This is a genomic window from Aeromonas sp. YN13HZO-058 (genome assembly GCF_001921245.1).
Taxonomy (GTDB): Bacteria; Pseudomonadota; Gammaproteobacteria; order Enterobacterales; family Aeromonadaceae; genus Aeromonas; species Aeromonas allosaccharophila.
Genome location: NZ_MQSY01000014.1, coordinates 44,780 through 70,782, shown reverse-complemented (window position 1 = coordinate 70,782; position 26,003 = coordinate 44,780). Strand labels below are relative to the sequence as shown.

The following is a 26,003-nucleotide window of genomic DNA, read 5'->3' as shown; positions in this document are numbered from 1 at the left end:
GGCTGCTATTTGCCGTGCTGGGGCTGGGCGTGCGGGAGCGGCGATGATTCGCCCTGATACTCGTTGCGCAGGCAGCGCAGCAGCAGCTCGGTCGCGGGGCCGAGGGCCTCGGGGGAGAGTGTCAGCAGGTAGGTGTAGAGGTGGCGCTCGTTGCCGCTTTCCAGATCCAGCTGTATGAGTGAGCCTTCCGCCAGCTCCCGCTCCACCAGATGGCGCGGCAGCCACGCATAGCCGAGGCCGAGTCGCAGCATGGCGAGCACTTCGTGGTAGTGGGTCGCCTTCCAGCCGGTGTCATCCGCATCGTTCCAGTCCACCGAGCGGTGAATGGGGGGATGGAGGCTGATCTGGTTGTAGCCGATCAGCACATCGCTGCGGATGGGCCCCTCCTCCTGTGCCAGCGGATGGCTGGCGGCGCAGAGGGGCAGCAGGCATACCTCGTCCAGCAACAGGCCGGTGCGATCGCCGGGCAGGTGCTCGGAGAGCATCAGATCCCCCGGTTGCAGGGCGTTGAAGTGGCAGTGAATACGCTCGTGCAGGTTGACCCGGCAACCCCGGCTGCGGGGATAGAAGCTGGCCAGCGCCCGATAGAGGCGATCCCTTGGCTGCAACGCCGAGACATAGAGGTTGATCTGCGGCTCCCACTGCCGCTCCAGGTTGTTGGCCAGATTCTCCAGCTCTTCCACCTGCTGGCTCAACTGACGGGCCCGCTTGAGGAAGATCTCGCCCGCCGGGGTCAGCACCGCCTTGCGGCCGCGCACCTCCAGCAGGGGAACCCCCAGGCTCTGCTGCAACTTCGCAACCGCATGATTGAGGGAGGACTGGCTCTTGTTCAGCGCCTCGGCCGCCTGGGCGTAGCCGCCGCAGTCGACTACCGCCTGAAAGATCCGCCATTGCTCAAACGTGCTCTTGGGACGAAACATAGTTCAACCTGATTGGAGATAGGATGGTCAGGGGCTTCTACAGGGAGCCTGTGCTCCCTATTCAATTTAACCCCTGCCGTACAACACTCTGGGTATTTTATTGATTTATTTGGGCTGGGCCACAAAGGTTTGGCCGGTTTTGCCGCGGCTGTCCGACCCCATCAGGTAGAGGTAGAGGGGCATCAGATCGGCCGGGGTCTTGAGGTTCATGGGATCTTCCGCCGGGAAGGCGCTGGCGCGCATCTTGGTGCGGGTGCCGCCCGGATTGAGGGTATTGACCCGCACACCGGTGTTCTCCAGCTCGTCGGCCAGCACTTCCATCATCCCCTCGATGGCGAATTTGGAGATGGCATAGGTGCCCCAGTAGGCGCGCCCTTTGCGTCCCACGCTGGAGGAGGTGTAGACGATGGAGGCTTCGCCCTGCGCCTTGGCGGTCTGGCGCAGCAGCGGCAGCAGTGCCTGGGTCAGCAGGAATTCCGATTTGACGTTGACCTGCATCACCTCGTCCCACTCCTTCTCCTGAATGTGTTCAAACGGGGAGAGGGTGCCGAGCAGACCGGCGTTGAACAGCACGCCGTCGAGGCGGCCAAACTGCTGGGCGAAGGTTTCCGCCATGCCGCGGTAGTGGGCGGCGGTGGCCCCTTTCAGATCCACCGGCACGATGGCGGGCAGCGGATACCCGGCGGCTTCAATCTGGTCATACACGGCTTCGAGTTTGGCGCTGGTGCGGCCGAGCAGGATCACGGTGGCACCGTGGCCAGCGTAGGTGAGGGCGGCTTCGCGGCCGATCCCGTCGCCGGCACCGGTGACCAGAATGACTTTATCCTTGAGCAGATCGCGGGGTGCCTGATAATCGAGCATGACAACTCCTGTTAACAAATTCCGGCCATAAGTGCATGGCAATCGGCGCCAAGTGTACTGATCCGCGCGCCCGTTTGACCAGCCAGCGGCAAGAAAAATGTGAAGAAAATAGAGAGGTTGTGATGCTTGGGTTGGTTTTTCCAGGCTCTGGCTGCGATTTTTTGCGCGCCTTCGCCAAACTCCCTAGAATGTGACGAAAACCGATCCATTGTGGAGTCCATCGTGACATTTCTGACCGAATATGGCCTGTTTCTGGCCAAGACAGTGACCTTCCTGCTGGCCATCGGCGCCATCATTCTGATGATCGTCAGCACTCGCCAGCCGAAAGCGCGCAAGGGCGAGCTGGTGGTGACCGATCTCTCGAGCGAGCTGGAGCAGGGGCAGTTTGCGCTCAAGAGCGCACTCGCCAGCAAGGCCGAGCGCAAGGTGCTGGAAAAGCAGCAGAAAGAGGAGCAGAAAAAGCGCGCCAAGGCGGGTGATGAGCGCAGTCGCCTGTTCGTGCTCGATTTCAACGGCAGCATGGATGCCAAAGAGGTGGCCTCCCTGCGCGAGGAGGTGAGCGCGGTGATCGGCGTGGCCCAGCCCGGCGACGAGGTACTGCTGCGGCTCGAATCCGGTGGCGGCGTGGTGCATGGCTATGGCTTGGCTGCTTCCCAGTTGCAGCGTCTGCGGGATAAGGACATCACACTGACCGTGGCTATCGACAAAGTGGCGGCGAGCGGTGGCTACATGATGGCCTGCGTGGCGGACAAGATCCTGGCTGCCCCCTTTGCCATCGTTGGCTCCATCGGGGTGATCGCCCAGTTGCCGAACTTCAACAAGTTGCTGAAAAAGCACGATATCGATTTCGAGATGCACACCGCCGGTCAGTACAAGCGCACCATCACCATGTTCGGCGAAAACGACGATCTGGGGCGCGAGAAGTTTCGCGAGGAGCTGGCGGCGATCCACGAGCGCTTCAAGGCCTTTGTGGCCGAGCACCGCCCGCAACTCGATATCGATCGGGTCACGACCGGTGAGCACTGGCTGGCGAGCCAGGCCAAGGGGCTGGGGCTGGTGGATACCCTCTGCACCAGCGATGACTACCTGCTGGCGCAGGCCAGCCACCACAAGGTGGTCGGCATCAGCTATCGCAAGCCAAAAAGCCTGACCCAGAAGCTGGGACAGCAGGGCGCGCAGGCGCTGGAAGCCGGACTGAGACGTCTGTGGCAGCAGAGTCCCTGGCGCTAAGCCTGGCCCTCTGGCGTTAGCCCGAAGAAAGTCCCGTGATAAAAAGGCCAGCCGGTGCCCACCGGCTGGCCTTTTTGCATCCGGTTGCACCTTGCTGGTGAGCGATCGTTGTTTCTATTGAAGCCCTCTGTTACAACAGAAGGCTTCCCCTTAGTTATTGTTGGCCCCATCGGGCCCCGGAGCTGGCCGATGCCGTGGCGCACCTTGAGGCAATTTACCCCGCTGGTCTGGATCGTCATTCTGGGCACTTTCATGGTGCGCACCAGCTACTACATGGTGTGGCCCTTCCTCTCCATTTTGCTCTATCGGGAGTATGACCTCTCGGCCACCTTCATCGGCCTGCTGCTGGGTGGCTCGATGGCCCTCTCCACCCTGGTGAGTTTCTACGGCGGCTGGCTCTCTGATCGCTTCGGGCGGCGCAGCATACTGATCGCTGGTTGTCTGGTAGCGATGCTCTGTTTCGGCCTGCTCGGTTTTTCGCACGAGGTGTTCTGGCTCGGGATCGGGGTGATGGGCAGCGGCCTCTCGTCGGGACTCATCGATGCCCCCGGCAAGGCGCTGATGGCCGACAGTCTGGCCTCGGCCAAGGCGCGGGAGTTGGCACTGCACCTGCGCTATTTTCTGCTCAACCTGGGGGCCGCGCTGGGGCCGCTGCTCGGGGTGACTCTCGGGATCAACGCCCAGCAGGAGACCTTCCTGTTTCTGGTGGTGAGCTATCTGCTGCTGGCACTGGCCTTTGGCTGGGGATTTCGCCGGGCTGGCAGCACAGGCAAGCCGGGGACGACTGGCCCCGGGCTGCGAGATGCCATCAAGGTGTTGCTGGCGGATCGCGCCTTCCTGCTGCTGGTGATGGCCAATCTCCTGATGGTGCTGGTCTACTCCCAGTTTCACTCACCGCTGGTGCAATACCTGACCCGGGCCGGTATGCCGCAGGTGGCCGAGCTGGTTGCCCTGTTGGTGGCGACCAACGCCCTGACCGTGGTGCTGCTGCAATTTCCGCTGCTGCGCTTGTTGTCGCGCTGGCCGGTGCGGGTGCGGCTTCATATCGGCATGGCGCTCTTTCTGGCGGCCCAGCTGCTCTTCGCACTGGGAGACCCGACGGTGCGCAGCCACTGGTTTGGCGCCGTGCTGCTGCTCAGCATTGGCGAGACCATCCTGTTCCCCCTGCTCAACGTGCTGATCGATCAGATGGCCCCCGCTCATCTCAAGGGGAGCTACTTTGGTGCCAGCGCACTGGCCGGGTTGGGAGGGGCCGCCGGCGCGCTGCTGGGAGGCTGGATCCTCGAACAGTGGAGCGGTCAGCTGCTCTATGTGCTGATGGCGCTGCTCTGTGTGGCGATTTTTGCGCTCTATGAGTGGGGGGCCAGGGTCTCCCGTCCCGCTTCGCTCCCCGCGGCAACGAAGCGAGGCTGACAGCCAGCCCCGGGGATCAGTGGGTGCTGCCCGGGGTTATCTCCTTGAGCGCCTTTTTGGCCGCGTACATTCTCTCGTCGGCCAGCCGGATCAGGTTGAGCCCGTCATCGTAGTGATCCGGCCCGGTCTGGGCGATACCAATACTGAGGGTGAGATCCTCCAGCTGACCCTTGATGGCCTGGGTCAGTCGTTTGAGATAGATATCCCTGGCCTGACTCTCGCTGCAGTTGGGCAGGATCAGACAGAACTCATCCCCGCCATAGCGAAAGCAGCTGTCTTCGGCACGAAAGACCTGACGGATGCAGTGGCCGACGATCCGCAGGATCTCGTCGCCGCGTTGATGTCCTTCGGTGTCATTGATCTGTTTGAAGTTATCGATATCGAGATAGGCGATGGCCATGGGTTCGGCACGGCGCTGGCAGGTGCGCAGGGTCAGCAACAGCAGCTCGTTAAGGTGGCGAACGTTGAGCAATCCGGTCAGGGCATCGGTGCGGTTCAGCTCCTCCAGTTGTCTGGTTCGTTCGCGCACTTTCTGCTCCAGACTCTTGGCATAACTTTCCGATTTCTCTCTGGAGGACTCTATTTCCGACACCAGACTGCGAATATAGGTCTCGAACACCAGGGTGATGTCGAACAGAAAGAGTTTGTCCAGCGCGGCCAGCATGACGAGGCGCTCCGGTTCATCGCGGATCTGCTCGAAAATATCCTCGATCAGCAGGGCCTTGAGGGTGTTGATGGCGGCCAGATAGAGTTTGGGCTCGACCCCGATCCGCTTGTGCACCAGCCCGATCCGCAGCCGGTTGTTAACGTACTCCAGATCGTAATGACCGCTGAAGAGATCGAGCACATAGCGCCGTTGTGCGGTGCGCAATCGGGTGAGGGTATCGGCATCGCCGATCAGCAGGGCGATTTCGGTGATGGCCGTCTGCTGCTGGTAGAAGCGATCGACCAGGGCATCGATCCGTGGCTCTATCTTGCCGCAATAGCTTGCCAGCAGCGCCACATCCTGCTCGCTGAGCAGCAGCAACTCCTTGCGATGGGCAATCTCGAATTCGGTGATGCGCATCTGCTCAAGCAGGGTCTGTTCGGTCGGATTCATCGTCGTCCTCTGTCCATGACTGGGCCATTACTCTGTCCGTGAAGCGGTGCAGGGCAAGCAGAATGGGCAACTGACATTGTAGTCATTGAGGAGCGAGGGAGCGAAATGCCCCCCACTTTGCCTGACGTGAGATGCTCAGTGGCACAAGTGGGGGAGTACAGGGCAAGAAGAGACGATCAGAAGGTCAGTACCTTGTCGGCGACCAGGGTCCACTGGGCCAGCATCGGCAGGGTGCCGACCTCAATGCCCTCGATCAGTGGCAGGGCGGTGATGCCACGGGCATCGGTGCAGGTCTTGCACAGGCGAATAGTGACGCCCTGAGCCAGCAGGATCTCCAGCATCTGACGCAGGTTGTACCCTTCGGCCGGTGCCTGACCGGCCAGCGCCGCGCTCACCGCATCAGACATCAGGAACAGCTTCAGACTGGCACCACCCTGCTCGTTGAGGGCGATAGCGAGGCGCAGTGCGTTGAACAGGGATTCGCTGCCGTAGGGGGCGCCGTTGGCAATCACCACAATTTGTTGATTCATAAGAGACTCCTGATCCTAAAAAGCGTCATTGTAGAACCAATAGAGTGATGATTGCGTGATGTCGCACAACTTCTGTCGCACCTTTTTCCTGCTTGCTTGACCCGTTGGCGAAACACGGTTCTTATGGTCAGTTCGCAAACATGACCGGGTAAATCAAGATGTGGAAAAGTGTAGGAATAGGGTTGCTGCTATTGGCGGGTCAGGCCTATGGCAGTGAAGCGGTCGGTTGCAAGGCGCGTCTGCAGGCCGTCAACGACCAGCTGGTGTTTGCCAAAGCACACAACAATGCCGGGCAGATTGCCGGGCTGGAGCTGGCCGCGCGCAATATCAAGGCCAACTGCACCGATGAGGGGCTGCTCAAGGAGCAGAAAGAGCGGGTTCACAAGCTGCGTGGCGAGGTGGACGAGCGTCTGCTCGAGTTGCAGGAGGCGAGAGTGAGTGGCAAGCCGGAGAAAATTGCCAAGCAGCAGGCCAAGCTGGAGGAGTCCCAGACCAGGATGCTGGAGGCCCAGCGCGAGCTGGACCAGCTGAGCCGGCTGGTCGGCAAGTGATGGCCAGCCGCTGACGCAGGATCAAAAAAGGCCGATTGCTCGGCCTTTTTTCGTTTTACTGCCTGTGCATCCGCACAAACTTTTCCATCAGCTGATCTTCAGTCTCCACATGCGCGGGATCCCGGAGGATGCAGTCTATGTAGAGCAGACGCTGATGCCGGTATTACTGCCGGTGCATTCGCACGAACTTCTCCATCAGCTGATCTTCAGTTTCCACATGGGCGGGATCCCGGATGATGCAGTCTGTGAGTTGCAGACGCTGATGCCGGAGTTACTGCCGGTGCATCCGGACGAACTTTTCCATCAGCTGATCTTCGGTCTCCACATGAGCGGGATCCCAGATGATGCAGTCGATAGGGCAGACGCTGATACAGGTCGGCTTCTCATAGTGACCGACGCACTCGGTGCAGCGACTGGGGTCGATCTCGTAGATCTCCTCACCCAGGCTGATTGCCTGGTTGGGGCACTCGGGATCGCACATGTCACAGTTGATGCACTTGTCGGTGATGAGCAGTGCCATCTCAGGCCGCCGAGTGGGGCTGACGGGTATCCTGACGCTCGCCCAGATTGCGCAGCAGGATGCCGTAGTTGATGTCCACTTCCTTCGGTACCGGCACATAGACTACGTGGCCGTTGCCCGGTGCGGTATCAATCAGCTCGCCCTTGCGGTTCTGCATCTGCTCCAGATTGAAGCTGAGGTTACCCTGCGGCGTCATCAGCTCCAGGCTGTTGCCCACCAGGAACTTGTTCTTCACCTCGACTTCCACCATGTCACCGTTGCGACCGGTGATCTCGCCGACAAACTGCTGGGTGTCGGAGACGGAGTAGCCGTAGTCGTAGTTCTGGTATTCGCTGTGGTTGTGACGGCGCAGGAAGCCCTCGGTGTAGCCGCGGTGGGCCAGATTCTCGAGGGTGCCCATCAGGCTGCGATCGAACGGACGACCCGCCACTGCATCGTCGATGGCCTTGCGATAGACCTGGGCGGTACGGGCGCAGTAGTAGAAGGACTTGGTGCGGCCTTCGATTTTCAGCGAGTGAACGCCCATCTTGGTCAATCGCTCGACGTGCTCGACGGCGCGCAGATCCTTGGAGTTCATGATGTAGGTGCCGTGCTCGTCTTCAAACGCGCTCATGTATTCGCCCGGGCGGTTGGACTCTTCCAGCAGCACCAGCGCATCGGTCGGTTTGCCAAGGCCCAGGGTGTTGTCGGGACGCACTGCGATGGGCTCCTGACGGTGGACGATCTGGCCCACGTCATCTTCTTTACCCTCGTGCACCTTGTACTCCCAGCGGCAGGAGTTGGTGCAGGTGCCCTGGTTGGGGTCACGCTTGTTGATGTAACCGGAGAGCAGGCAGCGGCCGGAGTAAGCCATGCACAGGGCGCCATGGACGAACACTTCCAGCTCCATCTCCGGCACCTGCATGCGGATCTCTTCGATCTCGTCCAGCGACAGCTCACGGGACAGGATGGCACGGGTCAGCCCCATCTGATGCCAGAATTTCACCGTGGCCCAGTTGACAGCGTTGGCCTGCACCGAGAGGTGAATGGGCATATCCGGAAAGGCTTCGCGCATCATCATGATGAGACCGGGGTCGGACATGATCAGCGCATCCGGCTTCATCTCCACCACGGGGCGCATGTCGCGGATGAAGGTCTTGAGCTTGGAGTTGTGGGGCTGGATGTTGGCCACCACATAGAACTGCTTGCCCAGCGCATGGGCTTCATTGATGCCCAGCTGCAGGTTTTCGTGATCGAATTCGTTGTTGCGCACCCGCAGGCTGTAGCGGGGCTGGCCGGCATAGACGGCATCGGCGCCATAGGCATAGGCGTAACGCATGTTCTTGAGGGAACCTGCGGGGGAGAGCAATTCTGGTTTAAACATGGCGGACTCTTTATATCTGATTGCAAATCAGGACGGCGCCACCTGATGGCGCCGTATTGGTTGAGTGCGCAGGACTCTGCTCTCGGAAAGAGCGTTCATCACAGCGCGACCCGATGACGGCATACCCGAAACACCTATAGATGAATATGTGCCGGATAAACGGGGTGCGAGATTGTACTCGCCCTCACCGCATCATGCAATTTGGCAGGGAATGGTTGCCAGCGCGAGTCAGCTAGAAAAGTGGGCCGCTCAGGCCCAACGGGAGAGGGGGGCGGGCATGGCGTAGGCGTAACCCTGCTGATAGTCACAGCCGAGCCGGTTGGCAATCTCGATATGGGTCTGGTTTTCTACCCCTTCGCACACCACCTTCATGCCGAGCCGCTGCAGGTATTCCACCAGTCCGGTCAGCATGCGCAAGGCATGGCTACTCTTGACCGCCTGTAGCAGCACCAGCAGCAACAGATTCTGATAGGTGGCACTGCCCAGTGCCGGATTGAGGTTGATGGAGAGAGACTCAGCTATCGAGGGAGAGCTGAAATAGCGGAAACTGTTCACTCATAAAATCGCGGGGGCTGTGACCATTGCCTGCACCGGCCAGCCACTCCCAGTCCAGTTTTGGCGAGCCGGCTTTGAAGCGTTGATAGGCAACGCCCTGGTGGATGGTCAGAAAGAGGGTTGTGGGAAGTCCCAGCTTGTTGCTGTAGCGCACCATCAGATCGCCCTGATAGTCGTTGCTAATTCTGACTTTGAGCGCCTGCAGTGTCAGACCGGTGGCGTGACCGTGCTCGTCCCAGACTTCAAACATGATGTGAATACTCTGATGTCGATGATGCCACGATGAGCAAGATTGAATGCAATTGCAACTGTCAGATCTGACAAGGGCAGAAATGAGTGGGTGGGTATACAAAGCGAAAACCCGGCGCTAGGCCGGGTTTTCTGAATGATGGTGGAGGGAGAAGGATTCGAACCTTCGAAGGCAGAGCCGTCAGATTTACAGTCTGATCCCTTTGGCCGCTCGGGAACCCCTCCACAGGGGCAAAGCAAATTGTATTCAGCCATTGCAATCAGGGAAATGGTGGAGGGAGAAGGATTCGAACCTTCGAAGGCAGAGCCGTCAGATTTACAGTCTGATCCCTTTGGCCGCTCGGGAACCCCTCCACAGGGGCAAAGCAAATTGTATTCAGCCATTGCAATCAGGGAAATGGTGGAGGGAGAAGGATTCGAACCTTCGAAGGCAGAGCCGTCAGATTTACAGTCTGATCCCTTTGGCCGCTCGGGAACCCCTCCACGGGGTATTTCCTGATTGTCACTACTTTTGCACTTGAATGGTGGAGGGAGAAGGATTCGAACCTTCGAAGGCAGAGCCGTCAGATTTACAGTCTGATCCCTTTGGCCGCTCGGGAACCCCTCCACGGGGTATTTCCTGATTGTCACTACTTTTGCACTTGAATGGTGGAGGGAGAAGGATTCGAACCTTCGAAGGCAGAGCCGTCAGATTTACAGTCTGATCCCTTTGGCCGCTCGGGAACCCCTCCCCAAGTGCGAGGCGCATACTATCAGATCCAGAGGCTTTGTGAACCCCTTGATGAGGCTTCTGGCAGTAAAAAATGACTGTTCGTCGATTTTTTGATACATCCAGCTCAAAATTCAAGCTTATCAGCAAGTTGTGCGCTGCTTTTCTGCACAAAGCAGCATGCGTGCAAGCTGGCGATCACGGTGAACATGAGGCAGATAAGGGAAGACCGCCAGTGTCGGCGGTCTTCCCGGGTATCACATCTAGCGCTGGAACGGGTAGACCGAACCCAGTTTCAGGATCTGGGTCAGCTCGTCCAGTGCGCTGCGGGACTCCTGCACCAGCGCCGGATCCCGCAGATCATCGAGGGTCAGACGGTCGCGGTAGTGGCGATCTACCCAGCCATCGAGGCGAGCAAACTGGCTGTCGTTGATCAGGCTGGCCGGATTGACCGCGGCGAGCTCCTGATCGTTCATGGCGACTCGCAGCCGCAGGCAGGCCGGGCCGCCGCCATTGCGCATGCTCTGTTTCACATCCATGTAGTGTACCGCCTTGATCGGGGTGCCCTGCGTCAGCAGCTTGCCAAGATAGGCAGAGACCGCCGGATTGTCGCGGCACTCGGTGGGGGCGATGATCGCCATCTCGCCATTGGGCAGGGTGAGGATCTGGGTGTTGAACAGGTAGGATTTCACCGCATCCAGCACGGAGACCTCGGCGGTCGGCACTTCGATAAAGTGCAGATCCCCCTCGCCAAACTTGCCGCTGATCTCGGCCAGCACCGCTTCGGTGTCGAGGAAGGCTTGTTGGTGGAAGAACAGCACGTTCTGGTTGCCCACCGCGATCACGTCGTTATGGAACACCCCCTGATCGATCACCTCCGGGTTTTGCTGGATAAACACCACGCTCTCCTCGCCGAGGCCATGCAGGCGGGCGATGGCCTGACTCGCCTCCAGAGTCTGGCGGGCCGGGTAGCGCGTCGGCGCCGGGCGGGAGTAGTCAAAGGCGCTGCGGCCATAGACAAACAGCTCGACGCCTGCCTCGCCATAGGCGCGGCAGAGGCGGGTGTGGTTGGCGGCGCCCTCGTCGCCGAAGTGATCATTTTCTGGCAGATGGAGGTGGTGGCTGAAGTGGCGATCATTGTTGAACACGGCGCGCAGGATGCGGCCCGTGACGTCAGGCTCCAGGGAGCGGTGAAACTTGTTGGTCAGGTTGGCGGGGGTGAAGTGAATGCGGCCATCCCGGGTGTCGGCACTGGGAGAGACGGTGGCGGCGTTGGCGGTCCACATGCTGGAGGCCGAATAGCAGGCAGCCAGTACGGCGGGAGCCTGTTTGGCGGCCTGCTCCAGCACCCGGGCATCGTTGCCGGTGAAGCCGAGGCGGCGCAGGGTAGCGAGATCGGGACGCTCTTGTGGCGCCAGTACCCCCTGGGTCATGCCAAGCTCGGTCAGCGCCTTCATCTTGCGCAGCCCCTGTTTGGCGGCCTCTTTCGGATTGGAAGCCTCCTGGGCATTGCTCTGGGAGGCAACGTTGCCGTAGGAGAGGCCGGCATAGTTATGAGTCGGGCCGACCAGACCGTCGAAATTGACCTCGAAGTGCTTCATTGAGTACATCCTTTCGATTTTTATGATGGGTAGCGGTTCCTTCCGCGCACAATGCGTCGGGGTTGGGCCATTATAAAGAGATTTTATGTTTTTGTAACAAGCCGGTAACCAGCAGACGTTTTTATGTCGTTTCAGATATAAAAAGAGGGGCGGTATGGCAGAAAATTGAAAAAGCGGTTGCGTCTGGCCCGCACCCTTCGCATTAATAAATAAAGAAGCAATAAAAGAAGCCGTGTGGTTCGGGCTGGTCAGGCAAATTTGCTCACAAGATTGCTTTTTCGCGCCAAATCTCTTATACAGCCCCACAAAACCGCACACCAACCCCGTCGGGTGCAATGAGGATAATAGTTACAGCATGGGCAAATCACTGGTCATAGTGGAGTCTCCGGCCAAGGCCAAGACGATCAACAAATATCTGGGCAAGGACTACGTGGTGAAATCCAGCGTGGGTCATGTTCGCGATCTGCCCACCAGCGGCAGCGCCAGCACCGAGCCCAAGAAACCTGTCATTCGCGGCATCAAGTTGAGCGAAACCGAGAAGGCTGCCAAGGATCGCAAGGCCCTGTTTGCCCGGATGGGTATCAATCCGACCGCTGGCTGGCAGGCTAACTACCAGATTTTGCCCGGCAAGGAGAAGGTGGTCAGCGAGTTGCAAAGTCTGGCCGAGAAAGCCGACACCATCTATCTCGCAACCGACTTGGATAGAGAAGGAGAGGCGATCGCCTGGCACCTGCGCGAGATCATCGGTGGCGACGACAGCCGCTACAAGCGCGTGGTGTTCAACGAGATCACCAAGAGCGCCATCAAGGAGGCGTTTGCCCAGCCGTCCGAACTCAATATTGACCGCGTCAATGCCCAGCAGGCCCGTCGTTTCCTCGACCGCGTGGTGGGTTACATGGTCTCCCCGTTGCTGTGGAAGAAGCTGGCTCGCGGTCTCTCCGCCGGTCGGGTGCAGTCCGTTGCGGTGCGCCTCATCGTTGATAAAGAGCGCGAAATCAAGGCGTTCGTACCGGTCGAATTCTGGGATCTCAATGCCGACCTGCTGACCGGTGATAAGGCTGATCTGCGGATGGAAGTGGTCAGCCGCAACGGCGCCGACTTCAAGCCGGTAACCCAGGCCGAGACCTTCGCCGCCGTGGCGGCCCTGGAAGGGGTCGACTACAAGGTGGTGAACCGGGAAGACAAGCCGACCGGCTCCAAGCCGTCTGCCCCCTTCATCACCTCCACCCTGCAGCAGGCGGCCTCTACCCGTCTGAGCTTCGGGGTCAAGAAGACCATGATGATGGCCCAGCGTCTCTATGAAGCGGGTTACATCACCTATATGCGTACCGACTCCACCAACCTCAGCAAAGAGGCGGTTGAAGCGGTGCGTGAATATATCGGCGAGCAGTATGGCGCAGCCTATCTGCCGGCCGAGCCGAACCTCTATGGTTCCAAGGCCGGTGCCCAGGAAGCGCATGAGGCGATCCGTCCCTCCAGCGTGCTGGTCACGTCCGAGATGCTGGAAGGGATGGAGCCGGATGCCATGCGTCTGTACGATCTCATCTGGCGTCAGTTTGTTGCCTGCCAGATGACCCCGGCCCAGTACGACTCCTCTACCCTGACCGTCAAGGCAGGTGAGTTCGAGTTGAAGGCCCGTGGCCGTACCCTGCGCTTCGCCGGTTGGACCAAGGCGCTGCCGCCGATGGGCCGTAAAGGTGAAGATAGCCAGCTGCCTGCGGTGACCGTGGGCGAGGTACTGAAACTGGTCAAGCTGGATCCGCGCCAGCACTTCACCAAGCCGCCTGCTCGATTTACCGAAGCGGCGCTGGTGCGTGAGCTGGAAAAGCGCGGCATCGGCCGTCCGTCTACCTACGCATCCATCATCTCCACCATCGTCGATCGCGGTTATGTGCGGGTCGAGAGCCGTCGTTTCTTCGCCGAGAAGATGGGCGAGATCGTTACCGATCGTCTGGTCGAGAACTTTGTCGAGCTGATGAACTACGAGTTCACCGCCAAGATGGAAGACAAGCTCGATGGCATCGCTGAAGGGACGCTGGAGTGGAAGAAGGTGCTCGATGCCTTCTACGCCGAGTTTACCCAGGAGCTGGAGAAGGCTGACAAGGCGCCCGAAGAGGGCGGCATGCGTGCCAACCAGATGGTGATGACCGATATCGACTGCCCGGATTGCGGCCGCAAGATGGGTATTCGTACCGCCACCACCGGCGTGTTCCTCGGCTGCTCCGGCTATGCCCTGCCGCCGAAAGAGCGCTGCAAGAAGACCATCAACCTGGTCTCTGCCGACGAGTTCGTTTCCACCACTGACGGTGATGAGGCGGAAACCGAAGCGCTGCGCGCCAAGCACCGCTGCGGCGTCTGTGGCACCGCGATGGATGCCTACATCATCGACGACAGCCGCAAGCTGCATGTCTGTGGCCGAAATCCGGACTGCGATGGCTACGAAATCGAGAAGGGCCAGTTCAAGCTCAAGGGCTATGAAGGGCCGAGCATCGAGTGCGACCGTTGCGGCAGCGAGATGCAGCTCAAGAACGGCCGTTTCGGCAAGTACATGGGTTGCACCAACGAGACCTGCAAGAACACCCGCAAGATCCTGAAAAACGGCGATATCGCACCGCCGAAAGAGGATCCGGTGCCGTTGCCCGAGCTCAAGTGCACCCAGTCCGACGCCCACTTTGTGCTGCGTGACGGTGCTGCCGGTCTGTTCCTGGCGGCCAGCAACTTCCCCAAATCCCGCGAGACCCGCGCGCCGCTGGTGGAAGAGCTGCAACGCTTCAAGGATCGCATCTCCGCCAAGCACAAGTATCTGGCCGGTGCCCCGCTCACCGATCCGGACGGCAACCCCGCCATCGTGCGCTTCAGTCGCAAGACCAAGGAGCAGTACGTGATGAGCGAGGTCAACGGCAAGGCGACCGGTTGGACCGCTCACTACGATAACGGTACCTGGCAAGAGAGTTTGCCGAAGGCCAAAAAAGCCTGATGACAAAGAGGCCCCGACATGGGGCCTCTTTGCTTATGGATAGCGGTATACTGAGACAGCTGCAAGGAGTGTAGCGTTGTAACAAGGAGGTTGAGATGGAGATTAACGAGATCCGGCCGGGCATGAGCTGCATGACCCGGGAAGGGGCGGCCTATGTGCTGGAGGTGGACCGGCAGAGCCTGCTGGTGCTGCTGCAGCGCGAGGACGAGACTATACCGGTGCAGGTGCGCAGCGAAGAGATCCTGGCGCCGCTGGAGTGATCCGGCAGTGACCCCCTCAAAACGGCAGTAGAAAAAGCAGCTCGGCCAAGTCGGGCTGCCATTGCCACTCCTTCATTCTGACCCGCCCCCCGATCACCACGACCCCCTCCTGCTGCAGGCGTCCCGTCTGTTCGGCAAAACCTTGCGATCCTTTTGGTAGCGAGATGGTGCCCGCCGCGCCCAGCACCCGATGCCAGGGCAGTACCTTGTCGGTTTCCCGCAGCACCTTGCCCACCAGTCTGGCCCGTCCGGGCAGCCCGGCCAGATCGGCCACCTGACCATAACTGACCACTCTGCCAGCCGGGATCAGGGCGATGATCGCCTCGATTCTGGCCACTTTTTCATGGGAGGGGTGAAACATGGATGCCTGTAGTTGCTGTAGTTGCTGTTGTACGGATGGGTCATTGTGGCCTCTTGGCTGTGTCGGGAGCAAGGGCTCGGGGAGTGGGCGGAATAAGGTTGGGCGGGGGCTGAAATGAAAAAAGGCGGCCAAGCGGCCGCCAAAATAGAGACAACATTACCTCTGTGGCATCCGGTAGCGCACCTGCAACTGATCGAGGATCTGCAGCTGGCCCGGCAGGCGGGCGGCGAAGTGATCCCAGCCCTTGTGGGCGGGATCGCTCCAGGCCACCTCGGCCGTGGCCAGCATACGCGGGAACAACATGTAGTCGAGACGATCACGGCTGGTGATCAATTCTGACCACAAGGGGCTCAGCACCCCGAGGATGTTATCGTTGGCATGGAAATCGGATGGCGCAGGATCGCACGCATAGACCTGCTCCAGATTGAGGGTCCCCGCCCAGTAGAGGCCGGGTTCATGAATGTCCTGGCTCCAGGCCAGATCCAGATAGAGGGACTGGGCTGGCGCCATTACCACCGGATAACCGGCTGCGGCGGCGTCCAGCCCCGCCTGGAAGCTGGTCCAGGCACAGACGGCGGCTTTGCGGCTTACCTTGTCGCCGTGCAGGATCTCTTCCCAGCCGATCATCCGCTTGCCCTTGTCGGCCAGATAGCGCTGGCAGTGGCGCAGCAGATGGCCCTGCAGCTCGCGGCAGTCGGCGTAGCCCTGCTCGGTCATCAGCTGCTGGCAGGCGGGGCTGTCAGTCCAGACTCCGGTAGGCACCTCGTCACCGCCCATGTGGATCTGCGGGCCGGGGAAGAGTTCACACACCTCGTCCAGCACAGTCTCCAGGAAGCGGTAGGTGCCGGGCAGGGCGGGGTTGAGCACGTTGTCATCGAAATGCTGAACCGAGAGGTAGCGGGAGTGATCCGCCGTTTCCACCAGCAGCTCGGGCAGCGCCTTGATGGCGGCGTGGCAGTGGCCCGGAATGTCGATCTCGGGAATGACGGTGATACCGAGCTCACTGGCATAGCTCACCAGCTCCTTCACCTCGCTCTGGGTGTAGTAGCCGCCATAGGGTTCGGCGCCGCCACTGAGCTGGGGGCCGATCGCCAGATCGTGGCCGCGCCAGGCGCCCACGTCGGTCAGCGCGGGGAAGGCCTTGATCTCGATCCGCCACCCCTCGTCATCGGTCAGGTGCCAGTGGAAGCGGTTGAACTTGTAGAGGCTCATCAGCTTGAGCAGGCGCTTGATGGTTGCCGGAGTGTGGAAGTGGCGGGCACAGTCGAGAAAAATGCCGCGAAAGCCGAAGCGCGGGGCATCCTCCAGCGTGACGCAGGGCAGGCTCTCGCCATGTTGCAGATACCACTGGGCCAGGGTCACCAGCCCATGACGCCAGCCCGCTTCGTCGGCGGCGGCAATCACTACCTCCTGTGGCGTGATAGTGAGCTGGTAGGCTTCGGGGGCCAGTTTGGCCTCGGTCAGCCGGATTTCTGCGTCGTGATCCTGCTCCAGTGCCAGCGACGTCAGCTCGTTGAAGTGGGCCAGCAGACCCGGGACATCGCGGGGGGCGCTGACATGGGCCCGCTCGGCCAGCCGGAAGTTCCCCTCCAGCAGCACCTGATGGGCCGGTTGCGGCACTATTCCAAGCAGGGGCTCGACTTCGGGCAGGTCGGGGCGGGTTACCGGCGGGTTCTCCAGTCCAAGATCCTGCGCCGCCAGCGTCACCGGTAGCAGCTGGGCACCGGTGGTCGCCTCCGGCAAGCTGAGGAAGAACCCCTGCGGCATGTCGGAGAGCTTCTTGATGGGGGTCTGACGACAGCAAAAGCGCAGCTCGCAGCTGCCCGCTTGCGGGACAATCACCTTGTAGCTGCCGCTCTGGCGCTCCAGTTCGCCCCCTTGCAATGAGTCGGGGTCGATATGGCGGGCCAGACAGAAGTGCAGCTTCCACCGGGTATCCGGCATGCGGGAGAGGGTGAAGGTGAACCAGACATCCTCGCCGTCACGTCGGGCGACCTGGGTGTGGATCAGGGGTGTAGACATGGAAAATCCTCTGATTGGGCAAACAGGATGGCGCCATCGAGCGCATCTGCCTGGGGGGGGATCAGGTTGAGCTGGCCGAGACGGGGAGCGAGGCGCGAGCCAATCCCTCCCAGCAGAGCGATCTGGCTGGCACCGAGCATGGTCATCCCGTCCAGCAGGATCCGCAGCTGTTCGCAGGTTTCGTCCAGCAGCTGGTTGGCTAGCTCGTCGCCATCGCTGGCGGCATCGAATACCCAGGGGGCAAAGTGGCCATAGTCGGCCGGAATGGCGCGGGCGGCCCAGCGCACTACTTCCGCCTGATCCCGCTTGAAGCGATCCATCAAGCGGATGGCGAGGGTGCTGGGAGGCAGAATGCCGTCGTGGCAGAGCAGGGATTGCTGGATGGCGCGCAGCCCCAGCCATGCGCCGCTGCCTATGTCCGAAATGGGGAAGCCGCGGCCGGAACAGGTGCGAATTTGACCTGCGTGATAGATCAGCCCCACCGAGCCGGTACCGGCGATGAGGATGGCCCCCTCACGGCCACCAAAAGCGCCGAGGCAGGCGCCGAAGGCATCGGAGGTGAGCCTGACGCTGGCAAAGGGGAAGGGCATGGCGAGCATGGCGTGATAGCAGTCGGCGAGCTCGGCGGAGGCGAGCGCCAGGCCGACCCCCATCTGCTGTTCGCTCTCGATGCCGAGCCCAGCGGCAAGGCGGGCGCTGGCGATGGCGGCCAGCACATTGGCGTGGGCATGGGGGATGCCCAGCTCCAGATTGGAGCCAGCGGCGCGCCCCTCGCCGAGCAGCTTGCCAGCCCGATCGCGAATGCGGGCGCGGGTGTGGGTACCCCCGCCATCGACACCGACCCAGAACTCAATCATGGCGACCTCCCTGCTCATTTCGATCACTCAGGGCGCTCTGCCAGCTGATGGCCAGGGCAAACCAGGCGGCGTGGGGGATCCATTGCTCACCCCAGCGCCAGTTCTGATCCAGCAGATCCTTGTACGCTTCCGGAATAAAGGCCACATCATTCTCGTCATCGAATCCGGCGGTGATGCCGTTGCAGATCCCCCCCTGCGCATTGGGATACCCGGCGGTATAGGCGGGGTTGTTGATGCCGTGGCCCGCCAGCATGCAGGCGTTGAACGGGTTCTGCCCGAGGATCCAGTCGAGCTGGCGCTGGCCGAAGGTGAGCAGCGGCTGGCTCTGGCGGGGGAAGTGGCGGGCGCCAGCAAAGGCCATGGTCGCCAGCGACGCGAGGCGGGCGTTCTCTCCCTGCCACCAGTAACCGGATTCGTTGTGGTGGGGCATAAAGAAGCTGACGCGCGGCGCTTCATCCACCCCTTTCACATATTGGCGGGCGAGGGAGAAGGGATTGCCCGCCCGGGTGCAGAGCGCCAGCTCGGCGGCCAGCGCCTGCTCCACCACGGTTTGTACCCGGGCCTTGTGCTCCTGATCCGGCTCCACGTCTAAATATTCCAGCAGCGCCAGCACCGGCAGACCCGCCTCGGCGGCATGGTAGTAGGGGCGCGAGCCATCCTCGTTGGCCGACCAGTAGTGACCCAGCTCCGGATGAATGCGCTGGCGGGCGCAGAGCTTGCTGGCGCGGGCTCTCGCCTCGACCAGCCACTCGGCGCCGAAGGTGCGGGTCAGCTCCACCGCCGCCAACAGGGCGCAGTAGTCGTCGATGATGTTCTCGACCCCGTCATCCAGATAGGCGAGGTTGTGCTCGCACAGGTGCTGGTAGCCGCGTTTGGCCGCCTCGGCGTAGCGGCTGGCATCGAAGTCGCCACTGACGCTCTCGCGGGCGGCGCGGGCCAGCGCGGCGATGGCCATGCCACCCCCCTGGCGAAAACCGGCCTGCCAGTTGGCGGACTTGATCCCTTGTTGGGTGGCATAGGCGCACAGCTCGCGCTGGGCTGGATCCTTGCTCCACTTGTCGAACAGGGTCATGTAGAAGAAGCCCGACTCATCCTGCATCCGGCAGAGGAAATCGGCGCCGTGCAGCGCCTCGTCATTGAGCCGCTTGCAGAGATTCACTCCGTCGATATCGCGGCGCGGGGCCAAGAGTTCGCGGCACTTGAGCAGGGCCCACACCACCATGGGGGTCTGCTGGGGATTGAGGTAGTTGGCGTAGGAGAGGTGGCTCAGGTATTTGCTCATGTCGCCACTGGCATCGAACCAGCCGCCGTGCACATCTTTGTGCTGGTCGGTGCCAAACAGGCGGGCGCTGCGGTCGGCCCGATCGAAGGTGCCGCTGGCGCGCTGCCCTTTGAAGTAGTGGATGACATCGGAAAGGCAGCGGCTGGCCAGCAGATCCTGGCCGATGGCGAAACGGGTCGAACGGACAATGCGCTGCTCCGTAGCGGCTGCGCCGATGGGGGCCGTGATCGCCTCCAGCCGGTAGTGGCCGGGCTCCTTGAACGCGGAGAAGTCGGCGCTTAAGTAAGCGCGGCCCTGCCAGCCGGGGACGCTGCCAGCCGGTTGCAGCGGGGTTTCAAACAGGATCTGGCCATCATCAAGGCGTTGCAGCCTGACATAGCCGCCGAGATCATGGGCGGGGGTGGTTTGCAGCAGGGCGACCTTGTGGCCGTCGCACTCGTAGCCCACCTGATTGATCAAGAGTTCCATCAACTTCTTACTCCTGTGGTTCACCGCCGAACGGTGAGGCACATCACGGGGCTGTGGCCGCCCCGTATCGAGGCATGGCCGGACAGGGCTGTCCGGCCGGTCTAAGGTGCACCATCACTCGTAGAGGTAGCAGCGCACGAAGTGGTTGTCAGCAAGCTTGGTGATGGCAGGCAGCGCTTCCTTGCAGCGAGGCATCGCCTGATTGCAGCGCCCTGCAAAGGGGCAGCCGCAGGACTCCGGTGTCCAGAGCGGGATCTCCCCCTTGCGGCCACCCTCCAGCTCGGCGTGGATGCTCTTCTCGGGATCGGGCACTGCCGAGATGAGCAACTGGGTGTAGGGGTGCTGCGGGTGGTGCAGGATCTCGTCCACCTCGCCCCACTCCACCATGTGACCCACATACATCACCGCCAGATCTTCCGCTACATAGCGGGCGGTGGCGATGTCGTGGGTGATGTAGAGCATGGAGACCCCCAGTTCGTTCTTCATCTGCTCCATCAGGTTGAGGATGCCGATGCGAATGGAGACATCGAGCATGGAAGTCGGCTCGTCCGCCAGCACCACTTCCGCCTCCACCGCCAGATTGCGGGCGATGTTGACCCGCTGGCGCTGACCGCCGGAGAGCTGGTGCGGATATTTGGCCGCTGTCGCCTTGGCAGGGGTCAGGCCGACTTTCTCCAGCAGGGCGTGGACCATGTCGGGCAGATCTTTCTTGTCGATCACCTTGCTGTGCAGCAGCAGGGGGCGGGCGATGTGGTGATAGATGGTGTGGGTAGGGTTCAATGAACCGAACGGGTCTTGCCACACCATCTGCACGCTCTGGCGATAGTCCAGCAGGGCGGTGCCCTTGTTGAACTCCTCCAGATCGTGGCCGCGATAGAGAATGCGCCCGGCACTGAGCTTGTACATCTTGGCGATGATCTTGGCGATGGTGCTCTTGCCGGAGCCCGACTCCCCGACCACCGCCAGGGCGCGGCCCCGGTGCAGGTTGAAGGTGATGTCGGACAGTGCCCGCATCTTGCCACTCTTGATGGCATTGGAGTTGATGGGGAAGTCCTTGTAGAGGTGCTGGACTTCGATGATGGGTGCATCGGTTTTGGCGATTTGCATGACAGACATCCTTAACAGCCAGCGGCCTTGTCCAGATAGATCACGGAATCTTGTTGCCGCCCCTGCTCTTCATAGAGGTGGCAGGCGGTCTGTTGCCCGGGGCGGATCTCGGCCAACTTGGTGTACTCCTGACGGCAGCGATCGTGCACCTTGCCGCAGCGGGCCTGAAAGCGGCAGCCGACCGGCACCTCCAGCAGGTTGAGCGGGGTGCCCGGGATCCCCTCCAGCACCGTCTTCGGCCCGTGCAGGGGCGGGAAGGAGTTGCCGAGTCCCTTGGTATAGGGGTGCAGCGGCGCGGTCAGGATCGCCTTGGAGGGGGCGACTTCAATCAGTTCGCCGGCATACATGATGCCGATGCGATCGCAGAACTCCACCATCAAGGAGAGGTCGTGGGTGATGAACAGAATGGAGAAGTTGAACTTCTCTTTCAGGGCATAGACCTTCTGCAGGATCTCCCGCTGCACCACCACGTCGAGCGCCGTGGTTGGCTCATCCATGATCAAGAGCTCGGGGTTGAGCGCCATGGCGATGGCGATCACCAGCCGCTGGCGCATGCCGCCGGAGAACTGGTGCGGATAATCTTTGAGCCGACTCGGGTGGATATCGACGATGGTGAGCAGCTCCTGCGCACGCTTGATCGCCTCGTAACGGGTCATGCCGGGGTTGTGGGCCAGCAGCACGTCGCAGAACTGCTCCTCCATCCGCAGCACCGGGTTCAGGGCATTCATGGCGGACTGGAACACCACCGACACCTGTTGCCAGCGGTAGGAGCGCAGCCGCTCCTCGTTGTAGTGGAGGATGTTCTCCCCCTTGAACAGGATCTCGCCACCGCTGATGTAGGCGGGTGGCTTGTGCAGCCGGGCGACCGAGAAGGCGACGGTGGACTTGCCGCAGCCCGACTCGCCGGCGAGGCCGAACACCTCACCCTGTCTGATATCGAAGCTGACCGAGTTGACGGCGCGCACGTCGCCATTTTCGGTGATGTAGTCGACGCAAAGATTGCGTACTGACAGCAGGGGATGCTTGTTCATGCTGTCTTCTCCTGTGCGGCAGAGAGCGGTGTGGCGACCGGTGTAGCCAGTTTCTTCCAGCGGTTGAGCCCTTTGTGGGAGCGCAGTTGCGGGTTGGCGATCTCGTCGATGGCGAAGTTGAGCAGGGCCAGACCGGCACCCAGGGTGGCGATGGCGAAGCAGGGGGCCAGCACTTCCCACCAGGCGCCGATCAGGATGGCACTGGAGGTCTGGGCGTTGTAGAGCATGATGCCCCAGCTCACCACGGTCGGGTCACCGAGACCGAGGAACTCCAGAGTAGCTTCGGTGACGATGGCGTAGATGATGGAGCCGATGAAGCTCACCCCGATGATGGAGATGAGGTTGGGCAGGATCTCCACCAGAATGATGCGCCAGGCCGGCTCGCCCAGCACTTCGGCGGCGATGACGAACTCTTTTTCGCGCAGCGCCAGGGTCTGGGCGCGGATCACCCGCGCGCCATAGGCCCACGAGGTCAACCCTATTATCACGGCAATCACCGTCGGCGACGCCTCCCCGATAAAGCTCGCCAGCACCAGTAGCAAGGGGAGGTTGGGGATCACCAGCACCACGTTCATCAGGAAGGTGAGGCACTCATCCACCAGACCACCGAAGTAACCGGCGGTGATGCCGATGGCAACGGCCAGGGTGCAGACCAGCAGGCCTGCGCTAAAGCCCACCAGCAGCGAGATCCGGGCGCCGTTGGTGAACTGGGACCAGATATCGTGGCCCATGCGGGTGGACCCCATCACGAACTCGGTGCTGGGCGGCTGGTGCGGGCGAGCCACCCGTTTGGTCGGCTCGTTGCTGGCCAGAATGGGGGCAAAGATGGCCATCAGCACGAAGGCAACCACGATGGCGAGGCCGCAGGCGGCTTTGCGGTTGCCCAGTAATATTTTGAGGATGGTGGGCATTTGCATCTTATTTGCCTCCTGTACGCAGACGGGGATCCAGGAAGACGTAGAGCACGTCGGCCAGGAAGTTAAAGCTGAGCATGGTGATGGTCATGATGAGCAGCTGCCCCTGAATGAGCGGGTAGTCGCGGGCCAGAATGCCCTGATAGAGGGTCAGGCCCAGGCCCGGGTAGTTGAAGATCACCTCGGTGATGAGGGAGCCACCGATGACGAAACCGAGCGCCATGGAGAGGGCGGTGACGCTGGGCAGAATGGCGTTGCGGGCGCCGTAGTTGAAGATCACCCGGTTGCTGGAGAGCCCCTTGGCCTTGGCCATGGTGATGTAATCCTCACCGAGCAGGTTGATCATGTTGTTGCGCATGGTGATGAGAAAGCCCCCCACCTGCACGATGGCCAGGGTCAGCACCGGCATGATGGCGTGGGTCATGATGCTCTTGATGTGCTCCCAGCCCCAGTCTGCCGGAATTTCCGGACTGTAGGCGTAGCCGATAGGCAGCCACTCGAGGCTGACCCCGAACAGGAACAGGGCGAGCAGGGAGACCACCACTGGCGGAATGGCCTGCATCACCAGGGTGAGCGGGGAGAGAATGCTGTCCATCCGGCCGCCGCGATACCAGGCGGCGAAGATGCCGACGATGGAACCGATGGAGAAGCTCAGGATGGTGGAGGTGCCGACCAGAAACAGGGTCCAGCCGATGGCACGGCCCAGCACGTCAGAGACCTGCTGCGGGTAGAAGCGCACCGAGGTGCCGAGATCCCAGGTGAAGACACTCTTCACATAGGTGAGAAATTGGGTGCCGATGGGGCCGTCAACAAAACCGAAGGTGGCTTTGAGCGCTTCCAGGGCGGCGGGTTCCATCATGGCGCCAGCACGGGCAAACATAACAGATACGGGGTCGCCAGGCATGGCACGAGGTAACAGGAAGTTGATGGTGGCGGCTACCAGAAAGGCAACCAGGTAGAAGGAAAAGCGTCTCAGTATGAATCCCATGATGGTACCTTTTACTGCAAGCCTGCCCCGCGTCGGGTATAGCTACCCCAACCCCGGCAGAACCGGGCAAGAAGGGGATTAACGGGGAAGATGGCCCCCCGCAGGGGGCCGGGATTGTTTAGCTGTTTGGCTTGAGGGACAACACGTGCAGCAGACGCTCAGGGGTGTCCGGGTGGAGCTGAGGTTTGGCTACCGGGTTATCAGCACTGAACCAGCCGTTGAAGCGCTTGGTGCTGTACTCATACCAGGTCGGGTTGTTGAAGACCGGAATGATGGTCTGGTTGGCACCAACACGATCCTGGATGGCGAACATGATCTCCTTCTGCTTGGCCGCATCGGCGGTCTGGGTGAAGTCATCGATCAGCTTGTCGAGCTCGGGGTCCTTGTAACGGGGCGCGGCGAAGCGGTTGCCACGGTCACCCATGTTGCGGGAGTGGAACGCGGTCTCGAAGTACTTGTGCGGGTTGGCACCGGCAAAGTAGCCCTGCAGCGCCACATCAAAGTCGCCAGTGATGAGGTTCTCGGTCCAGACAGTCGCTTCCGGGGTAGCGGTCTTGGCGTTCAGGCCCAGCGCCTGCAGCCCTTCTACACCAATCTGTACTGTGTTGACCCAGTCGGTCCAGCCGTTCGGTACCAGTACCTTGAACTCGATCTTTTTGCAGCTCGGAGTGTCGAGGAACTTGTCGCCGTCACAATCCTTGTAGCCTGCCTCTTTCAGCAGTGCCTTGGCCCCTTCCAGATCGAACTTGTTGTACTTGCCGTACTTCTTGTCCACTTCCGGGTTGTTCCAGGAGTCAAAGGCTTTGCCCAGACCTGACGGGTACTCGTTGACGGTGGGGTAGCCGTAGCCCGCGATATCCACCATGGACTGGCGATCCATCGCCATGGAGAAGGCGCGACGGAAGTTGATGTCGTTGAAGGCTTCGTGGTTGCCCGGGTTCTTGGTCTGGAAGTTGACGTTGAACGCCACGGTACCGGAGGCCGGGAACCAGTATTTGTTGTTCTTCGGATCGTTGCCGACGTAGAGGCGCTCGATGTCCGGCACGAAGGAGCCGAACCAGTCGATGTCACCCTTCATGACAGCAGCCAGCACCTGGTCGTTGGTGGCCATCTGCGGCATGCGCAGACAGTCGATGGCGAGGTTGGCGTTATCCCAGTAGTGCGGGTTGCGGCACTGGGTGTAGAGCTGGGCGGAGAAGTTGTCCACTTCGGTGAAGGGGCCAGTACCGACCGGCTTGTCGTTGGTGAAGGCAACCGGATCTTTCACCGATTTCCACTGGTGCTCCGGCACGATAGGTACCAGCACCAGATCATTCACCACGTTGGTGTTGACCTCGGTCAGGTCGAATTTGACCTTGTTGGGGGCCAGCTTCTCGACGCTCTTGATCTGGGTCCAGATTGAGCGCTCATCCAGCGCCTTGTTGGCCTTGACCAGATTGAAGGAGAAGATGATGTCATCGGCATCAAAGGCTTCGCCGTCAGACCACTTCACGCCGTCACGCAGATCGAAGGTGACGGATTTCAGGTCATCGCTGAACGCATAGTTGGTGGCCAGACGATAGACGGGTTTGCCCCCTTGCATATCGTTGAAGATCACCAGCGGTTCATAGATGAAGTGACGGGTGGTGTGCAGCAGGCCCGCTTGCAGGAAGGGGTTGAAGTTCTTGACCCACGCGGTTTCCTGTTGTGCGACCATGGTCAGCACGGTTTTGTTTTCTGCAGCCATGGCGTTGCCGGCGGCGCCGGCGAGCATCATGGTGCCCAGCATTACAGCAGTAGAGATTTTGGATACTTTGGCAAGCATATGTTTTCCTTTCTTATTTTTTTGGCATTCCCGAGGGGTCGCCTTGTTTTGTGTGAGCACCGACTTCGCATGCTGATGAAATCGGCCCTCTGTGTTGGTCAGGTGTCTAACCTTTGTCATTCTGTTTTCCAACGTCCCTAGCAAACCAGAATTAACAGGAAAACAACAACTATTGATTTCGTCGTTTTCGTAAAAATTGACGGTGTCACGTCAATCTCGTCAAAATTAATTTTTATCTGTTTAAAATCATTGGTTTGCGTTATTTGTTTTCGTGCAAAAAGTGGCTGTGAAAATGGCGTATATGACAAAATTGTGAATTGGATCGGCTCTC

At 60.6% G+C, this 26,003-nt stretch carries 22 protein-coding genes, 5 tRNA genes and 3 pseudogenes; 5 read left to right on the top strand and 25 right to left on the bottom strand.

Annotated elements, in window-relative coordinates; translation table 11 throughout:
* Window positions 1-5: 5 nt before the first annotated feature.
* Together BSP75_RS02080 and BSP75_RS02075 are read right to left on the bottom strand one after the other, a co-directional pair.
* Entirely contained in the window at window positions 6-920 is a 915-nt protein-coding gene (locus BSP75_RS02080; RefSeq protein WP_075112047.1) for a LysR family transcriptional regulator, read from the bottom strand.
* Between the two features lie 105 nt (window positions 921-1,025).
* Window positions 1,026-1,781, bottom strand: a complete 756-nt coding sequence (locus tag BSP75_RS02075) for a YciK family oxidoreductase (RefSeq protein WP_075112046.1) — start codon at window positions 1,779-1,781, stop codon at window positions 1,026-1,028.
* 222 nt (window positions 1,782-2,003) lie between these two features.
* On the opposite strand from BSP75_RS02075, the gene sohB reads away from it, so the two are divergent.
* Both sohB and BSP75_RS02065 read left to right on the top strand, forming a co-directional pair.
* Window positions 2,004-3,011 (top strand): protease SohB, encoded by a 1,008-nt coding sequence (gene sohB, locus BSP75_RS02070; protein WP_075112045.1) that lies wholly within the window; start codon window positions 2,004-2,006, stop codon window positions 3,009-3,011.
* A 189-nt stretch (window positions 3,012-3,200) separates the two neighbouring features.
* Window positions 3,201-4,424: an MFS transporter gene (locus BSP75_RS02065; protein ID WP_075112044.1), complete on the top strand. Its 1,224-nt coding sequence runs from the start codon at window positions 3,201-3,203 to the stop codon at window positions 4,422-4,424.
* A gap of 16 nt (window positions 4,425-4,440) precedes the next feature.
* Here BSP75_RS02065 and BSP75_RS02060 read toward each other — a convergent pair whose 3' ends face one another.
* On the bottom strand, window positions 4,441-5,523 hold the full coding sequence (locus BSP75_RS02060) for a protoglobin domain-containing protein (RefSeq protein ID WP_042061350.1): 1,083 nt from the start codon (window positions 5,521-5,523) through the stop codon (window positions 4,441-4,443).
* A gap of 176 nt (window positions 5,524-5,699) precedes the next feature.
* Window positions 5,700-6,053: a DsrE/DsrF/TusD sulfur relay family protein gene (locus BSP75_RS02055; protein ID WP_075112043.1), complete on the bottom strand. Its 354-nt coding sequence runs from the start codon at window positions 6,051-6,053 to the stop codon at window positions 5,700-5,702.
* A gap of 158 nt (window positions 6,054-6,211) precedes the next feature.
* On the opposite strand from BSP75_RS02055, the gene BSP75_RS02050 reads away from it, so the two are divergent.
* Entirely contained in the window at window positions 6,212-6,604 is a 393-nt protein-coding gene (locus tag BSP75_RS02050) for a DUF1090 domain-containing protein (protein ID WP_075112042.1), read from the top strand.
* 55 nt (window positions 6,605-6,659) lie between these two features.
* Here the strand turns inward: BSP75_RS02050 and BSP75_RS21430 are convergent.
* The 12 genes and pseudogenes from BSP75_RS21430 to astB all read right to left on the bottom strand — a co-directional run.
* Window positions 6,660-6,743 (bottom strand): annotated as a pseudogene (locus BSP75_RS21430) (ferredoxin); the annotation flags it as partial.
* Between the two features lie 24 nt (window positions 6,744-6,767).
* Window positions 6,768-6,848: pseudogene (locus BSP75_RS21425) on the bottom strand (ferredoxin); the annotation flags it as partial.
* 27 nt (window positions 6,849-6,875) lie between these two features.
* Complete coding sequence (locus tag BSP75_RS02045) at window positions 6,876-7,124, bottom strand: YfhL family 4Fe-4S dicluster ferredoxin (RefSeq protein ID WP_005334896.1); 249 nt, start codon at window positions 7,122-7,124, stop codon at window positions 6,876-6,878.
* A 1-nt stretch (window position 7,125) separates the two neighbouring features.
* Window positions 7,126-8,487 carry a tRNA 5-hydroxyuridine modification protein YegQ gene (gene yegQ / locus BSP75_RS02040; RefSeq protein WP_042658165.1) on the bottom strand — a complete coding sequence of 454 codons (1,362 nt, stop codon included), beginning with the start codon at window positions 8,485-8,487 and terminating at the stop codon, window positions 7,126-7,128.
* Window positions 8,488-8,736: 249 nt separating this feature from the next.
* Window positions 8,737-9,015: pseudogene (locus BSP75_RS02035) on the bottom strand (EAL domain-containing protein); the annotation flags it as partial.
* Window positions 9,002-9,292, bottom strand: a complete 291-nt coding sequence (locus tag BSP75_RS02030; protein ID WP_058052804.1) for a hypothetical protein — start codon at window positions 9,290-9,292, stop codon at window positions 9,002-9,004. The gene BSP75_RS02030 and the pseudogene BSP75_RS02035, both read right to left, overlap by 14 nt.
* A 139-nt stretch (window positions 9,293-9,431) precedes the next feature.
* Window positions 9,432-9,516: transfer RNA gene (locus BSP75_RS02025), tRNA-Tyr, on the bottom strand.
* 44 nt (window positions 9,517-9,560) lie between these two features.
* Window positions 9,561-9,645: transfer RNA gene (locus BSP75_RS02020), tRNA-Tyr, on the bottom strand.
* Window positions 9,646-9,689: 44 nt separating this feature from the next.
* Window positions 9,690-9,774: transfer RNA gene (locus BSP75_RS02015), tRNA-Tyr, on the bottom strand.
* Between the two features lie 39 nt (window positions 9,775-9,813).
* Window positions 9,814-9,898: transfer RNA gene (locus BSP75_RS02010), tRNA-Tyr, on the bottom strand.
* Between the two features lie 39 nt (window positions 9,899-9,937).
* Window positions 9,938-10,022, bottom strand: a tRNA-Tyr gene (locus BSP75_RS02005).
* Window positions 10,023-10,263: 241 nt separating this feature from the next.
* Window positions 10,264-11,601, bottom strand: a complete 1,338-nt coding sequence (astB, locus tag BSP75_RS02000) for an N-succinylarginine dihydrolase (RefSeq protein ID WP_075112040.1) — start codon at window positions 11,599-11,601, stop codon at window positions 10,264-10,266.
* Window positions 11,602-11,956: 355 nt separating this feature from the next.
* Here astB and topA point away from each other — a divergent pair, with 355 nt between their 5' ends.
* On the top strand, window positions 11,957-14,578 hold the full coding sequence (topA, locus tag BSP75_RS01995; RefSeq protein WP_042061362.1) for a type I DNA topoisomerase: 2,622 nt from the start codon (window positions 11,957-11,959) through the stop codon (window positions 14,576-14,578).
* 95 nt (window positions 14,579-14,673) lie between these two features.
* Window positions 14,674-14,838: a hypothetical protein gene (locus BSP75_RS21760; protein WP_162851498.1), complete on the top strand. Its 165-nt coding sequence runs from the start codon at window positions 14,674-14,676 to the stop codon at window positions 14,836-14,838.
* Window positions 14,839-14,854: 16 nt separating this feature from the next.
* Here BSP75_RS21760 and BSP75_RS01990 read toward each other — a convergent pair whose 3' ends face one another.
* From BSP75_RS01990 to BSP75_RS01950, 9 genes are all read right to left on the bottom strand, one after another.
* Window positions 14,855-15,199, bottom strand: a complete 345-nt coding sequence (locus BSP75_RS01990) for an MGMT family protein (RefSeq protein ID WP_033136943.1) — start codon at window positions 15,197-15,199, stop codon at window positions 14,855-14,857.
* Between the two features lie 156 nt (window positions 15,200-15,355).
* Window positions 15,356-17,221 (bottom strand): beta-N-acetylhexosaminidase, encoded by a 1,866-nt coding sequence (locus BSP75_RS01985; protein WP_075112039.1) that lies wholly within the window; start codon window positions 17,219-17,221, stop codon window positions 15,356-15,358.
* Window positions 17,206-18,078, bottom strand: coding sequence for a BadF/BadG/BcrA/BcrD ATPase family protein (locus tag BSP75_RS01980; RefSeq protein ID WP_075112038.1), 873 nt, complete (start codon window positions 18,076-18,078; stop codon window positions 17,206-17,208). Before BSP75_RS01980 ends, BSP75_RS01985 begins: the two co-directional genes overlap by 16 nt.
* A complete protein-coding gene (locus BSP75_RS01975) occupies window positions 18,071-19,828 on the bottom strand; it encodes a glycoside hydrolase family 9 protein (protein ID WP_075112037.1) in 1,758 nt (585 codons plus the stop codon). Before BSP75_RS01975 ends, BSP75_RS01980 begins: the two co-directional genes overlap by 8 nt.
* Before the next feature lie 114 nt (window positions 19,829-19,942).
* Window positions 19,943-20,935 (bottom strand): ABC transporter ATP-binding protein, encoded by a 993-nt coding sequence (locus BSP75_RS01970; protein ID WP_042061369.1) that lies wholly within the window; start codon window positions 20,933-20,935, stop codon window positions 19,943-19,945.
* Between the two features lie 11 nt (window positions 20,936-20,946).
* Window positions 20,947-21,966 carry an ABC transporter ATP-binding protein gene (locus BSP75_RS01965; RefSeq protein ID WP_042658671.1) on the bottom strand — a complete coding sequence of 340 codons (1,020 nt, stop codon included), beginning with the start codon at window positions 21,964-21,966 and terminating at the stop codon, window positions 20,947-20,949.
* Window positions 21,963-22,883: an ABC transporter permease gene (locus tag BSP75_RS01960; protein ID WP_042061373.1), complete on the bottom strand. Its 921-nt coding sequence runs from the start codon at window positions 22,881-22,883 to the stop codon at window positions 21,963-21,965. The genes BSP75_RS01965 and BSP75_RS01960 overlap by 4 nt, the downstream gene beginning before the upstream one ends.
* A gap of 1 nt (window position 22,884) precedes the next feature.
* Entirely contained in the window at window positions 22,885-23,868 is a 984-nt protein-coding gene (locus BSP75_RS01955) for an ABC transporter permease (RefSeq protein WP_033135896.1), read from the bottom strand.
* 118 nt (window positions 23,869-23,986) lie between these two features.
* Entirely contained in the window at window positions 23,987-25,672 is a 1,686-nt protein-coding gene (locus BSP75_RS01950; RefSeq protein ID WP_042061376.1) for an ABC transporter substrate-binding protein, read from the bottom strand.
* Window positions 25,673-26,003: the final 331 nt, after the last annotated feature.

Bases quoted from the DNA above. Each gene is read 5' to 3' on its own strand.
- BSP75_RS02080 (WP_075112047.1), bottom strand. From the start codon at position 920: ATGTTTCGTCCCAAGAGCACGTTTGAGCAATGGCGGATCTTTCAGGCG.
- BSP75_RS02075 (WP_075112046.1), bottom strand. From the start codon at position 1,781: ATGCTCGATTATCAGGCACCCCGCGATCTGCTCAAGGATAAAGTCATT.
- BSP75_RS02065 (WP_075112044.1), top strand. From the start codon at position 3,201: ATGCCGTGGCGCACCTTGAGGCAATTTACCCCGCTGGTCTGGATCGTC.
- BSP75_RS02060 (WP_042061350.1), bottom strand. From the start codon at position 5,523: ATGAATCCGACCGAACAGACCCTGCTTGAGCAGATGCGCATCACCGAA.
- BSP75_RS02055 (WP_075112043.1), bottom strand. From the start codon at position 6,053: ATGAATCAACAAATTGTGGTGATTGCCAACGGCGCCCCCTACGGCAGC.
- BSP75_RS02050 (WP_075112042.1), top strand. From the start codon at position 6,212: ATGTGGAAAAGTGTAGGAATAGGGTTGCTGCTATTGGCGGGTCAGGCC.
- BSP75_RS02045 (WP_005334896.1), bottom strand. From the start codon at position 7,124: ATGGCACTGCTCATCACCGACAAGTGCATCAACTGTGACATGTGCGAT.
- yegQ (WP_042658165.1), bottom strand. From the start codon at position 8,487: ATGTTTAAACCAGAATTGCTCTCCCCCGCAGGTTCCCTCAAGAACATG.
- BSP75_RS02030 (WP_058052804.1), bottom strand. From the start codon at position 9,292: ATGTTTGAAGTCTGGGACGAGCACGGTCACGCCACCGGTCTGACACTG.
- astB (WP_075112040.1), bottom strand. From the start codon at position 11,601: ATGAAGCACTTCGAGGTCAATTTCGACGGTCTGGTCGGCCCGACTCAT.
- topA (WP_042061362.1), top strand. From the start codon at position 11,957: ATGGGCAAATCACTGGTCATAGTGGAGTCTCCGGCCAAGGCCAAGACG.
- BSP75_RS21760 (WP_162851498.1), top strand. From the start codon at position 14,674: ATGGAGATTAACGAGATCCGGCCGGGCATGAGCTGCATGACCCGGGAA.
- BSP75_RS01990 (WP_033136943.1), bottom strand. From the start codon at position 15,199: ATGTTTCACCCCTCCCATGAAAAAGTGGCCAGAATCGAGGCGATCATC.
- BSP75_RS01985 (WP_075112039.1), bottom strand. From the start codon at position 17,221: ATGTCTACACCCCTGATCCACACCCAGGTCGCCCGACGTGACGGCGAG.
- BSP75_RS01980 (WP_075112038.1), bottom strand. From the start codon at position 18,078: ATGATTGAGTTCTGGGTCGGTGTCGATGGCGGGGGTACCCACACCCGC.
- BSP75_RS01975 (WP_075112037.1), bottom strand. From the start codon at position 19,828: ATGGAACTCTTGATCAATCAGGTGGGCTACGAGTGCGACGGCCACAAG.
- BSP75_RS01970 (WP_042061369.1), bottom strand. From the start codon at position 20,935: ATGCAAATCGCCAAAACCGATGCACCCATCATCGAAGTCCAGCACCTC.
- BSP75_RS01965 (WP_042658671.1), bottom strand. From the start codon at position 21,966: ATGAACAAGCATCCCCTGCTGTCAGTACGCAATCTTTGCGTCGACTAC.
- BSP75_RS01960 (WP_042061373.1), bottom strand. From the start codon at position 22,883: ATGCAAATGCCCACCATCCTCAAAATATTACTGGGCAACCGCAAAGCC.
- BSP75_RS01955 (WP_033135896.1), bottom strand. From the start codon at position 23,868: ATGGGATTCATACTGAGACGCTTTTCCTTCTACCTGGTTGCCTTTCTG.
- BSP75_RS01950 (WP_042061376.1), bottom strand. From the start codon at position 25,672: ATGCTTGCCAAAGTATCCAAAATCTCTACTGCTGTAATGCTGGGCACC.